This is a genomic window from Nisaea sp. (genome assembly GCF_040217065.1).
In the GTDB taxonomy this organism is placed as follows: Bacteria; Pseudomonadota; Alphaproteobacteria; order Thalassobaculales; family Thalassobaculaceae; genus Nisaea.
In genome coordinates, this window is sequence record NZ_JAVJNX010000001.1 from 107,728 (window position 1) to 119,785 (window position 12,058).

General features: G+C 62.1%; 10 protein-coding genes. 2 read left to right on the forward strand and 8 right to left on the reverse strand.

The window, feature by feature from the left end:
• Positions 1 to 11: 11 nt before the first annotated feature.
• Positions 12 to 860, reverse strand: coding sequence for a fumarylacetoacetate hydrolase family protein (locus tag RH950_RS00575; protein ID WP_350052627.1), 849 nt, complete (start codon positions 858 to 860; stop codon positions 12 to 14).
• A gap of 117 nt (positions 861 to 977) precedes the next feature.
• Between RH950_RS00575 and RH950_RS00580 the strand changes: the two genes are divergently transcribed.
• Both RH950_RS00580 and RH950_RS00585 read left to right on the forward strand, forming a co-directional pair.
• Entirely contained in the window at positions 978 to 1,895 is a 918-nt protein-coding gene (locus tag RH950_RS00580) for a 2-dehydro-3-deoxygalactonokinase (RefSeq protein WP_350052629.1), read from the forward strand.
• A gap of 25 nt (positions 1,896 to 1,920) precedes the next feature.
• Positions 1,921 to 2,832, forward strand: a complete 912-nt coding sequence (locus RH950_RS00585; protein WP_350052631.1) for an NAD(P)-dependent oxidoreductase — start codon at positions 1,921 to 1,923, stop codon at positions 2,830 to 2,832.
• Here the strand turns inward: RH950_RS00585 and RH950_RS00590 are convergent.
• The 7 genes from RH950_RS00590 to RH950_RS00620 all read right to left on the reverse strand — a co-directional run bounded on the left by RH950_RS00590 (position 2,829) and on the right by RH950_RS00620 (position 11,992).
• Complete coding sequence (locus tag RH950_RS00590) at positions 2,829 to 3,881, reverse strand: SDR family oxidoreductase (protein WP_350052633.1); 1,053 nt, start codon at positions 3,879 to 3,881, stop codon at positions 2,829 to 2,831. The genes RH950_RS00585 and RH950_RS00590 overlap by 4 nt on opposite strands.
• A gap of 114 nt (positions 3,882 to 3,995) precedes the next feature.
• Positions 3,996 to 6,668: a pyruvate, phosphate dikinase gene (ppdK, locus tag RH950_RS00595; protein WP_350052635.1), complete on the reverse strand. Its 2,673-nt coding sequence runs from the start codon at positions 6,666 to 6,668 to the stop codon at positions 3,996 to 3,998.
• A gap of 10 nt (positions 6,669 to 6,678) precedes the next feature.
• Entirely contained in the window at positions 6,679 to 8,835 is a 2,157-nt protein-coding gene (gene glyS / locus RH950_RS00600) for a glycine--tRNA ligase subunit beta (RefSeq protein ID WP_350052637.1), read from the reverse strand.
• Entirely contained in the window at positions 8,828 to 9,754 is a 927-nt protein-coding gene (locus RH950_RS00605) for a glycine--tRNA ligase subunit alpha (RefSeq protein WP_350052639.1), read from the reverse strand. Before RH950_RS00605 ends, glyS begins: the two co-directional genes overlap by 8 nt.
• A 425-nt stretch (positions 9,755 to 10,179) precedes the next feature.
• The gene (locus RH950_RS00610; protein ID WP_350052641.1) at positions 10,180 to 10,611 is read right to left on the reverse strand and encodes a hypothetical protein; all 432 of its coding nucleotides are present in this window, start codon (positions 10,609 to 10,611) and stop codon (positions 10,180 to 10,182) included.
• 575 nt (positions 10,612 to 11,186) lie between these two features.
• On the reverse strand, positions 11,187 to 11,612 hold the full coding sequence (locus RH950_RS00615; RefSeq protein ID WP_350052643.1) for a hypothetical protein: 426 nt from the start codon (positions 11,610 to 11,612) through the stop codon (positions 11,187 to 11,189).
• Positions 11,613 to 11,617: 5 nt separating this feature from the next.
• Complete coding sequence (locus RH950_RS00620) at positions 11,618 to 11,992, reverse strand: DUF4170 domain-containing protein (protein ID WP_350052645.1); 375 nt, start codon at positions 11,990 to 11,992, stop codon at positions 11,618 to 11,620.
• Positions 11,993 to 12,058: the final 66 nt, after the last annotated feature.

Genomic DNA, 12,058 nt, shown 5'->3' on the forward strand with positions numbered 1-12,058 from the left:
TTTTGACTGGCCTAGCTGTCGGCGACGCAGGTCTGGCGCTGCACGCCGAGACCGTCGATGCCGAGTTCGACCACATCGCCGGCCTTCAGGTATTTCGGCTCCGGCTTGAAGCCCATGCCGACACCCGGCGGGGTTCCGGTCGGGATCACGTCGCCCGGCTCCAGGGTGAAGAACTGGCTGAGATAATGCACCAGGAAGGCCGGACCATAGACCATGGTGTTGGTGTTGCCGTCCTGCCGGGTCTCGCCATTGACCTTGGCCCAGATGCCCAGCGCCTGCGCGTTCGGGATCTCGTCCTTTGTCACCATCCAGGGGCCGGTCGGGCCGAACGTGTCGCAGCTCTTGCCCTTGGTCCACTGGCCGGAGCGCTCCGCCTGGAATTCACGCTCGGAGACGTCGTTCACCACGCAGAAGCCGGCGACATAATCCAGCGCGTCGGCTTCGGAGACATATTTCGCCTTCTTGCCGATGACGATGCCGAGTTCGACTTCGTAATCCAGCTTCTTGGAGCCGCGCGGCACGACTGTATCGTCGTTCGGGCCGCAGATCGCGGAGGTCGCCTTCATGAAGATGATCGGCTCCGGCGGCACGTCCATGCCGGATTCGGCGGCGTGATCGCTGTAGTTCAGGCCGACGCAGATCATCTTGCCGACCTTGCCGACGCAGGCGCCGAGACGCGGGTCACCATCGACCACCGGCAGGGACGCGGTGTCCGCCGCCTTGATTTTCGCCAGACCCTCGGGGCTGAGCGCCGCACCGTCGATATCGCCGACAATGCCGGAGAGATCGCGGATCTTCCCGTCGGCATCCAGAATCCCCGGCTTTTCGGCACCCGGTGCGCCATACCGCAACAGCTTCATGAGGGTTATTCCTTCCCTTAGCGTTTTTCTGATTTGCAACCTATTAAGGACGGCAGCGAGGTTTGCAACCGGATAACGGCGAGTCAAGCTCCGGTCCAGATCAGGAGGAACATGATGATGAGTGAGACTGCAGTGCTGGCTCTGGATTGGGGGACCACCCGGTTGCGGGCATTCCGCATGGCGGAAGACGGTAGCGTCCTCGAACGGCGCGATGCCCCCGCAGGAATCCGGGCAATCGACGATGGGGACTTCGAGGATGCCTTTCACACAATCATCGGCGACTGGCTTCCGCCCGCCGGCGCAGACGCGCCCCTGATCATCCTCGGCGGCATGATCGGCAGCCGGCAGGGCTGGTTCGAGGCGCCCTACATACCCTGCCCGGCCGATCCGGAAAGTCTTGCCGATCACGCCATCGCCGCCCGAACGGAATCCGGCCACGCTCTCTGGATCGCGCCCGGCCTCTCTCTCTCGCAGGACGGGCGTGCCGATGTGATGCGGGGCGAGGAGCTGCAGATCTTCGGGGCGCTCGCGCAGCTCGGGCCGGGACGCCATCTGCTTTGCCTGCCCGGAACCCACAGCAAGTGGGCCTGGCTCGAAGACGGGATCATCAAGGATTTCCGTACCTACATGACGGGCGAGCTATTCGATGTGTTGCGACGGCACTCGATCCTCGGCGCCACCATCGAACATGCCGTCTGGTCCGACGCCGGATTCGAAAAGGGGCTGGCCGCCGTCCGGTCGGATGCCGGGCTGCTGGCCCACCTCTTTACCGTGCGTGCCGGCGCATTGCTGGAAACTCTGCCCGTCGACGAAACCGGCAGTTTTCTCTCCGGCCTGCTGATCGGCAGCGAGGTGGCATCAGCGGTCCGCGATCTCGCGCCCGGATCAGAGGTTTGCATAATCGGCAACCCTGACCTCACCGATCTCTGCACCCGGGCGGTGACGCAGCATGGTATACGCTGTCGCCAACTGGGAGAGTACACAGGCGCGCACGGCCTTTTCCGACTTGCCGAAGGGCTGCGGACGAGACGTTAGCGGTGCGCAGCATGAAGGGATGGGAATGACTCCGAATGTCACCTTTCTCGGCATCGGACGGATGGGCCTTGGCATGGCCACCAACATCGCCCGCGCCGGATTTCCGCTGACTGTCTGGAACCGCACGCCGGGCAAGACAGAGCCGCTCGCCAGCCTCCATGCCAGCATTGCCGAGAGTGCGCCGGAAGCGGTCGCCACCGCCGATATCGTCTGCACCAGTGTCACTGACGCGAATGCGGTCCGGGAGATCCTGTTCGAGCGCGGCGTCGCCGACGCGATGCGGCCGGGCACAATTTTCTGCGACATGAGCTCCATCGCTCCCCAGGCCGAGCAGGAGTTCGACACCGAGCTCACCAAGCGCGGTATTCGCCATCTCGATGCGCCGGTCTCCGGCGGCACCCAGGGCGCCGAACTTGGCAGCCTGGCGATCATGGTCGGTGGCGAGAAAGACACGTTCGTCGAGGCGACCCCGGTGCTTGCCGCCATGGGACGCCCGTTCCGGGTGGGTCCCTGCGGTTCCGGACAGCTCACCAAACTCTGTAACCAGGTGATCGTGGCAATTTCGATTGCCGGGCTTTCCGAAGCCATGCTGCTGGCCGAAGCCGGCGGCGCCGATCCCGCAGCGGTGCGCGATGCCCTGCGCGGCGGTTTCGCCGAAAGCCGCGTGCTGCAGGAACACGGCAGCCGGATGATCCAGCGCAACTGGGGGCCGGGCGCACAGGTCCAGAACATGCTGAAGGATCTCGACACGGTCCTGCGCACGGCCAGGGAATGCGGCCTCGACCTGCCCTTCCTGACGATTGCCCGCGACCTTTACAGCTCTCTCACAGGACGCGGGCTTGGTGGCTATGACCAGGCATCTTTGCTGCTTGAAATGGAGCACCGCAACGAGCCGCACCGGGTTGGCGACAACCCGGATTCCGGACCGGAGAACTAGGGAATAGCCTTGCGCGCCCGAAACTCGTCGAAAAGCTCGACGAACATCTCCTCGGAACGCACATAATCGTGGAACCCCGCCATGCGGATCTTCAGCGTGTCGGTCATCACGTCCCAGTCCGTGCCGAAGACATAATCCGCAAAAGGCCAGGCGGCGATGTCGGCATAGGGCGTATGCATCAGGCCCTCGCGCTCCACGATCCGCCCCCAGAGCGGCGCCTTGTCCGCCATGAATTCGGTGAGCGGAATGGTCTGCACATCCCCCAACGCCATCTCGAAATATTCGGCGAAACGCGGCCAGACATTCTTCCAGCGGAAAAAATCCCCGTTGGTGATGTTGAACACCTCGTTCTGGGCGCTGCCGGCCGTCGCTGCCCAGACCATCGAGCGCGCCAGCAGGGCCGAGTCCGTCACCTGATAGACAGCCTCGTACGCACCGGGCTTGCCGGGGAAGCGGAGCGGCAGGCCGAGCTCCTTCGAGATCGTCGCGTAGACCGCGATGCAGGTGGTGATGTTCATCGGATTACCGACGGCAAACCCGCAGACAGTCTGCGGACGAAGCGCGGACCAGGTCCAGCGCTGCCCGTCCTGGGCCTGACGCAACCAGCTTTCCTGCGTGTGATAGAAATTCGGCAGCATGTGCGGCGGATCATCTTCCCGCGCCGGCGTCTTGAACGGCCCAAGATGGCTGCCATAGATCTTGTTGCCTTCCATGAGCTGGACATGTTCCAGCACGGGAGAGACAGCCGCGACCAGTTCAACAGCATTCACCAGCATGGCGAGATTGGGCGCATCATGCTCGGCCCAGGTCGGGCGGACCTGGAAAGCAGTGTAGAAAACATGGGTGACATCCGTCAGATGGGCCAGCTTGGCTTCAGCATCCGCCCGGTCGAGCATATCGACGGAAATATAGGATGCCTTGCTGGGGAAATCCGGAACCCGCCGGCTAACGCCGACGATATCCCACCCGCCTGTTTCCTCAAGAAGCTGGATCAGCCGCCGCCCGATGACCCCCAGCGCGCCGACCACCAGTGCTTTCTTCCGACCCATGGCTTCCTCCCCATTATTTTTGCGGGCAGTGTGAGAGCCATATCCACTTACGTCAACGCGCTGACTTTCGACAAACCGTCGGAACGGGGCCGCTCGGGGCAAAATAGGCCCTAGTCAGGCTTCTGCATCGCCCAGGATGGTCGCCTGCGCCGCGGCGATGCGCGCCACGGGCAGGCGGTTCGGCGCGCAGGAGACATAATCGAGGCCGATGGAATGACAGAAGCGAACAGTCTTCGCATCGCCGCCATGCTCGCCGCAGATACCGATCAGCAATTTCGGGTTTTCCGCCCGTCCCCGTTCCGTCGCGATCCGCACCAGCTCCCCCACCCCTTCGATATCGAGGGTGACGAAGGGGTCGAGATCGACCACGGAATTGTTCATGTACGTGGTCAGGAACGCGTCCGCGTCATCGCGTGACATGCCGAATACGGTGCGCGTCAGATCGTCCGTGCCAAAGCTGAAAAAATCGGCGCTCTTGGCGATCTCGCCGGCACGCAAAGCGGCGCGGGGCAGCTCGATCAGGGTGCCGACCCTGTAGCTGATGGTGCAGCCGGTTTCCTGCTCGACCTCCGCCGCCACCCGGTCGACGATGACCCGGACGAAATCGAACTCCCGCTTGCCGACAACCAGCGGCACGGTGATTTCCAGCGTCACCGTGTCACCGAACTCCTGCAACACACTGCTCGCGGCCTCGAACATGGCGCGGACCTGCATATCGGTGATCTCGGGATAGGAAATCGCCAGCCGGCAGCCCCGATGGCCGAGGACAGGTACGATCTGGCGCACCGCCGCGACCCGCTTGCGCACGGCATCCACCGGCAGGCCGAGGGCCTCGGCTGTCTCCCGGTAGTCCCCGTCCGAGACCGGCAAGACCTGGTCGAGCGGTGGATCGAGCAGGCGGACCGCGACCGGAAATCCGCGCAACTCGCGGAACAGCCTTGTGAAGTCGTCCCGCTGCAGCGGGAACAGCCGCTCAAGTGACGGCCGACGTTCCTTCTCATTACGGGCCAGCGTCAACTCTCGGACGGTCATGATGCGTTCCGGCGCAAAAAAAGTGTGCTCCGTGCTGACCAGACCGATTCCATCGGCGCCAAATGCGTGCGCGGCGCGGGCATCCTCCATGGTTTCCACATTGGCCCGGACATCGAGCTTGCGAATCTCGTCGGCCCAGGACACCAGGGTCTTCAGGTCTTCGGACAGTTGTGGCTCGACGGTCGGGATGCGGCCGAGATAAATACCGCCGCCGGTGCCGTCGAGGGTGATCTCGTCGCCATCACGCACGGTGATGTCGCCAACCGTGAAGCAGGTCCCTTCCGCATTGATCCGGACCGTGCTGGCACCGCAGATGCAGGGCCGCCCCATGCCGCGTGCCACCACCGCCGCATGGCTGGTCAAACCGCCGCGTGCGGTCACGATGCCCGCTGCGGCATGCATGCCGTGAATGTCGTTCGGGCTGGTTTCCTTACGGACAAGGATGACGTCCTCGCCATCGCGGGACCGGCGGATGGCATCGTCCGGATCGAACACGGCGACGCCGCTGGCCGCCCCCGGCGAGGCCGGCAGGCCGCGGGCGATCGGCTCCGCGCCCACGGCGGGATCGACGGACGGATAGAGCAGGCTGTCGAGATCGTCCGGATTGACCCGCATCACGGCGTCCCGGCGGGAAATCAGGCCTTCGGCTTCCATATCGATGGCTATTTTCAGACCGGCCTCGACGGTGCGCTTGGCGGCGCGGGTCTGCAGCAGGAACAGCTCGCCGCCTTCGGCCGTGAATTCGATGTCCTGCATATCGCCATAGTGGCGTTCCAGGCGGTCACAAAGGGTCTGAAGCTTGCCGAACAGGGTGGGCGCATGGACGGACAACGCCTTCGCATCCTCCGCCGCGCCATGCATGCCGCTTTCCACAAGCGGCAAGGGTGTGCGCAACCCGGAGACGACATCCTCGCCCTGGGCATTCGGCAAATACTCCCCGTACGGTTCTTTCACCCCGGTGGAAGGGTTACGGGTGAAGGCGACACCGGTAACGCTCTCCTGGCCGAGATTGCCGAACACCATGGTTTGCACGGTGACCGCAGTGCCGGTTTCGTCCGCGATATCGTGGAGGGAGCGGTAGATCACTGCACGCTGATTATTCCATGACCGGATCACGCCGCCGATTGCCCCCCAGAGCTGCTGCAGGGGATCTTCTGGGAATTTCTCGCCGGACTCGCTCTCGACGATCTCCTTGAAGCGCGCGGCCATCCCGGCAAAGGCGTCGGCACTGAGATCGCGGTCGAAATCCGCGCCGTAATCTTCCTTGATCTCGTCGGCGGCCTCCTCGAACAGGAAGCCGTCCACATCGAGCACCACTTCGCCATACATGTTGATGAAACGGCGGTAGCAATCGTAGGCGAAGCGGCGGTCGCCGGACTTCCGGGCAAGGCCCTCAACCACGGCATCGTTGAGCCCAAGATTGAGCACCGTGTCCATCATCCCGGGCATCGAGGCGGCACTGCCGGAGCGGACGGAGACGAGCAGCGGGTTTTCCGGATCGCCGAACCGGGTGCCACGGGCTTTTTCAAGCTGTGCCAGCCCTTCCCGAACAGCGGCCTCAAGCGTGTCCGGAAAACTGCTGCCGTGGCTGTGATAATAACCGCAGACATCGGTGGTGATGGTGAAACCGGGCGGCACGGGCAGCCCGATAGCACTCATCTCGGCAAGATTGGCGCCCTTGGAGCCAAGCAGATCTTCCATACCGGCGGAGCCTTCTGCCACTCCCCCGCCGAATGTGTAGATCCACTTCTCCATCGCGCCGCCGTCAGGCCTCTATCTTCGAAAAATCCGCGATCCTGTGCGCGGCCGACCCGACCCGCGCCAACAGCGCCAGCCGGTTCCGGCGTACTGCCGGATCGTCGTCATTGACCGTCACCTTGTCGAAGAAGGCATCGACCGGCCCACGCAAACTCGCAAGAGCCGCCATGGCCGCTTCGAAATCCTCATCAGCGAGGGCTTTGTCGGCTCCATCTTCCGCCACAATCAAAGCCTGTGAAAGTGCCTTTTCCTCATCCTCTGCGAGCAAGCCGTCGTCGGTGCGGCCATCATAAGCCACACCGTCCTTCTTCTCCTCCGCACGCACGATGTTGCCAGCCCGGCGGACACCTGCCAGCAGGTTGGCGCCATCATCGGTGGAAAGAACAGACTGCAACGCTGTTACACGAGCAAGCAGACGCACCAGATCGTCCTCGGAGCCAAGCGCGAACACGGCGGAAACCAGATCGTGCCGCACACCACCATCGCGCAAATGGACTTTCAATCGATCAGCGAAGAAATCGAGAAGCACCAAAGGCACGATGCCACGAAGCACTTCTAGTTTTTCAGATGCCCCGTCAGCAACCATGTCCGCATAAGGTTCGCCAGCCTTATAGAATTCAGATTCTGGAATGATTTCTTTCAGTAACTCGATCGCATAACCGAAAGCTTCTTTAAGCGGCAGTCGCAGCTTGTTTTCCACAATCAGGCGAATGACGCCAAGCGCGGCCCGGCGCAGCGCGAACGGGTCCTTGGAGCCAGTCGGCTTCTCGTCGATGGCAAAGAATCCGGCGAGCGTGTCGAGCTTGTCAGCCAACGCGACGACGATGCTTTCAGGCGCGGTCGGGCAGCGGTCGTTCGGGCCCTGTGGCGCATAGTGGTCGGCGATGGCGTCGGCGACTTCCGGCGCCTCGCCGTCATGCAGCGCGTAATAGCGGCCCATGATGCCCTGCAATTCGGGGAACTCACCGACCATCTCGGTCACGAGATCCGCCTTGCAGAGCGTTGCCGCCCGCTTTGCCTTTGCGGCATCGGCACCCGGCACATAGCCCGCGAGCCATTCCGCCAGCGCTTCCAGCCGCGCCCTCTTGTCCGCAACGGTGCCGAGCTTCTGGTAGAACAGGATGTCGGACAGTTTGACTGTCCGGGCCTCCAGCTTCACCGCCCGGTCCTGATCCCAGAAGAATTTCGCGTCCGACAGGCGGGCCCGCAGAACCTTTTCGTTCCCGGCCCGGATGGTCGCGTCCCGCTCCGGGTCCGCCGCCATGTTGGAGACGGTGATGAAACGGCTCGCAAGCGTGCCGTCGGCATGCTCGGCAGAGAAATATTTCTGGTGGCTGCGCATGGAAGTAACCAATGCTTCCGCCGGCACATCCATGAAGGCATCGTCGATCCGGCCCATGATCGGCACCGGCCATTCGACCAGACCGCAGACCTCTTCCAGCAGGCCCTGATCCGGCTTCACCGTCAGGCTTTCGGCCTTGGCGAGCGCGGCGGCGCCTTCCTCGATGATGCGTTTGCGCTCTTCCCGGTCGATGATGACGAAAGCCGCGCGCAGCTTCGCCTGATAGTCCGCGAAATCGCTGACCGTGATGGCATCGGGCGCCAGGAAACGGTGACCGCGCGTCTGGTTCGTGAAAATCAGCGCGCCGCCGCCGAGATCGATCTCGCCATCCAACGTCTCGCCGCCGAATACCGCCAAGACGCCATGCATCGGACGCACCCAGCGGAAGGCGTGACGGCCCCAGCGCATGCTTTTCGGCCAGGCCAGTTCCTTCACCGCCTCGGCGAGAATGCCCGGCAGCACGGAGCGGGTTTCCGCGCCCTTGGTTTCGACCACGGCATAGAGGAACGTGCCTTTCGGCGTTTCCCGCTTCTCGCACTGATCCAGCGTCAGGCCGACGGACCCGAGGAAACCCGCGAGGGCTTTCTCCGGCGCATCGGCTTTCGGGCCACGGCGTTCCTCGCTGGTATCCGGCTGCTTGTCCGGCAGACCGTCGATCACAGCGATCAGGCGGCGCGGGGTCACATTTGCGGTGGCCGAGCTGTAGTCCAGACCAGCCTTCTTCAGCTTCTGGGTCAGCAGGGACAGCAGGTCGTCCGCTGCCTTCTTCTGCATCCGGGCCGGAATTTCCTCACTGAAGAGTTCGACGAGCAACTCAGACATTGGCCGCCTCCCCCTTCGCGGCCTTACCGGCCTCGACCCATCGCTCGCAACAGCGCTTCGCCAGCGCCCGCACCCGGCCGATATAGGCCTGCCGTTCGGTCACGCTGATCACCCCGCGTGCATCCAGAAGATTGAAGGTATGGCTGGCTTTCATGCACTGGTCATAGGCCGGCAGCGGCAGAGGCCGCTCATCGGAGAGAATGCGCTCGCATTCCGCTTCCGCGTCCTTGAAATGCTGGAACAGGGCGTCCGTCCCGGCGATCTCGAAATTCCAGGTGGAGAATTCCCGCTCGGCCTGCTGGAAGATATCGGCGTAGGTCTTGCCGCCCTCTTCCTTCGGCACGCCGTCCCAGTCGAGTTCGAAGATCGAATCGACGCCCTGGATGTAGGTCGCGATACGCTCCAGCCCGTAAGTCAGCTCCAGCGGAACCGGATCGCAATCGATGCCGCCGACCTGCTGGAAATAGGTGTATTGCGAGATTTCCATGCCGTCGCACCAGATCTCCCAGCCAAGCCCCCAGGCGCCCAGCGTCGGGCTTTCCCAGTCATCCTCGACGAAGCGGATATCATGCTTCATCGGGTCGAGGCCGATGGCTTTCAGGGAGCCGAGATAAAGCTCCTGGCTGTCCGCCGGAGACGGCTTGATCAGCGCCTGGAACTGGTAATAATGCTGCAGCCGGTTCGGATTCTCGCCATAGCGGCCGTCGGTCGGACGGCGGGAGGGCTGCACATAGGCCGCCTTCCAGATATCATCCGGACCGAGCGAGCGCAGGGTCGTTGCCGGGTGAAACGTCCCCGCGCCGACTTCCATGTCATAAGGCTGCAGGATCACGCATCCCTTGCTCGCCCAATAGCTCTGCAAGGTGAGAATGAGAGACTGAAAATCCGTCCGCGGCGCGGATTCGGCCGAACTCGACATTGGGTATGGCTCGCTTGCTCGAAAGTTTTGCAGTGCGGCAACGTAATGGAACGGTCATGGCCCGAGCAAGCGGTGATTCAGCAGAAGGATTCGGCCCATAAGGGCGGATTCCCGAACGACATGTCCGTCAATCATGCACGGCCGTTTTTCGCGCCTCGACTATTCGGGCTTCCAGCCACGGTTTTGACAGCCTCGTAGCTGTCGCATTCGCGCCAGGGCACACCCGCCTTCTCGCACAATCCGCCGATCTGTACACTGACGAAAAATGATGCTTGGAATGGTTTTTGATCGCTTCCTGATTAATGATCCCGGAAGCCTTGATCTTGACGATCCTGCAGTCCAGCTTGAACCCGTATTCTCCGTGAGGCTCGAAGTCGGGCACCGTCAATGCTCCACACTTTATTTCACGACAACCGTCCGTGGGCTCATTTCGCATTCGGACCCGATGCCCGATCCGCTTCGGCGATTTTCTCAAGCAGCCAAGCTTTGGCCTCGTCGTAGGTCTCGAACTCCCGCCAGACAACATCCATCTCTCGATAGATTTCCGCAATCTGGGCGCGAATGATCGTGGGGTGGTCCGATTGCGAGAAATTGACCGCCGTGGCGACGCCGCCCTTCGCGTGCCGGTTTAGAATGTTAGGGCGAGCCTGCTCGATCGCGTCCGGGGTCAGGAGCACACCGGGTCCATAGACACAATAATATCCGAACGGCCGCCCTGCGAAACCTTCAAAGACCGCAGCCATATCTCGACCGAACTGGGCGATCGCCTCATCGTTCATCGCATCAGCAGAGACAGTTCTGACGATGCGATCATCAACGTCCAGACGATATTCACCGTGCGGAGCGAATGCGACCATTAGAGAAGCTTATTCAAATCAGGCCCATCCGTAAATAAGAGACAAAGCGCCGCTACAAGGGGTTGCATGCACCCCGGCAATTACACTGAGCCAAAAACCTAACTGCTCTTCGCGTTCCCAGAATCCACTCGATACTTTCGTCATAATCGGCAGCCTCTTTCCAAGGCACGGCGATTCCGTCAACGACGCGGGTCACCTGCGCGCGGGGTCGTTTTGCTCCCCGCCGCATCGGAGAAATAAAACGCCACAGAGCGCCAGCCATGCGCAGCCCGCGAGGCCCCACCCTTGATCCAGGCATCCTCTGCTTCCGGCGACATCAACATGCCGAATTCAAAGCCACAGACTATACCGCAGGGCGCACTGCCAAGCCCATCGACGATGCTGTTTGGTCGCTCGCTGTAGCAGGCGCAGCATCTCGAGATTGATCGAACCCGGCGCCATGATCAGGACTATCCGAATATGGTCGTGGTCGGGCCCAATCTGGTAATTACCGTGCGGCGCACAATCGGGCACGTGCGTTGCCCGCTGACATTAGGATCCGATCACAGAGCGGGCAAAAGTCATTCTGTCAGGCGCTACGGTCGAGTAACTTCTGCGAGCCTGTTCATGGCCCAGACAATCGCCGCCTCTTCGTCCTCCACTTCATGCCACGGCACCCCGATGGCATCCAAAACCCGGGTCACCTGGGCACGTACCAGAGTCTTAAACTCGGCATCCCCGCCGAAGAAATAGGCGACGCCGGCCCAGCCGCGCACGACTCGGCTGACCGCACTTTTGATCCACGCATCTTCGGCATCGGGCGTCATCACCATGCCGCCATCGAAGTCGCAGACTATGACGTAAGGCTGGCCCTTGAAACCGGCCACGATCTCGTCGGTCCGCGCGTTGTGGATGCGCAGCATTTCAAGATTGACGAAGCCCGAGGCCTTGATCCGGATCACCAGATCCTGATCAGGATCCAGCCAGATCTCGTAATTCCCGTGCGGAGCGTAATCGGGCATCAGCGTCAGTCGCTGACCTTTTCGATCCGGAACCGGGTATGCGCATCATCAACGCTTTCCCACGCCCGTTTCTGCCATTCGGCTTTCGCTGCTTCATAGCTGTCGAAAGGCCCGACCCGCTGCTCCGGCGTGCCGTCCACCGTCTCGCTGAAATCGGTTGACTTGTAGGTTCCGCCGACGACCCAGAACTGCTCTGAGCCATCATCCCAGATCCGGTACCGGGTGTGGGCATCGTCCACATGTTCCCAGGCCAGCTTGCCCCAGACCGACTTCGCCGTTTCATAATCCGGGAAGGGACCGATCTTGGTCTCCGCATCGCCGCCCTTGATATGCGTGAAGGACGTGTCCGTGTATTCGCCGCCGATTACCCAGTAGGCCATGAGAAAACTCCGTGCCGAATTTACCGGTCCGGTATACAGCGCCGTGCGAATGCTATCAATCACGCT

Bases quoted from the DNA above. Each gene is read 5' to 3' on its own strand.
- RH950_RS00590 (WP_350052633.1), bottom strand. From the start codon at position 3,881: ATGGGTCGGAAGAAAGCACTGGTGGTCGGCGCGCTGGGGGTCATCGGG.
- RH950_RS00615 (WP_350052643.1), bottom strand. From the start codon at position 11,612: ATGCCCGATTACGCTCCGCACGGGAATTACGAGATCTGGCTGGATCCT.
- RH950_RS00610 (WP_350052641.1), bottom strand. From the start codon at position 10,611: ATGGTCGCATTCGCTCCGCACGGTGAATATCGTCTGGACGTTGATGAT.
- glyS (WP_350052637.1), bottom strand. From the start codon at position 8,835: ATGTCTGAGTTGCTCGTCGAACTCTTCAGTGAGGAAATTCCGGCCCGG.
- RH950_RS00620 (WP_350052645.1), bottom strand. From the start codon at position 11,992: ATGGCCTACTGGGTAATCGGCGGCGAATACACGGACACGTCCTTCACG.
- RH950_RS00585 (WP_350052631.1), top strand. From the start codon at position 1,921: ATGACTCCGAATGTCACCTTTCTCGGCATCGGACGGATGGGCCTTGGC.
- RH950_RS00580 (WP_350052629.1), top strand. From the start codon at position 978: ATGAGTGAGACTGCAGTGCTGGCTCTGGATTGGGGGACCACCCGGTTG.
- RH950_RS00605 (WP_350052639.1), bottom strand. From the start codon at position 9,754: ATGTCGAGTTCGGCCGAATCCGCGCCGCGGACGGATTTTCAGTCTCTC.
- ppdK (WP_350052635.1), bottom strand. From the start codon at position 6,668: ATGGAGAAGTGGATCTACACATTCGGCGGGGGAGTGGCAGAAGGCTCC.
- RH950_RS00575 (WP_350052627.1), bottom strand. From the start codon at position 860: ATGAAGCTGTTGCGGTATGGCGCACCGGGTGCCGAAAAGCCGGGGATT.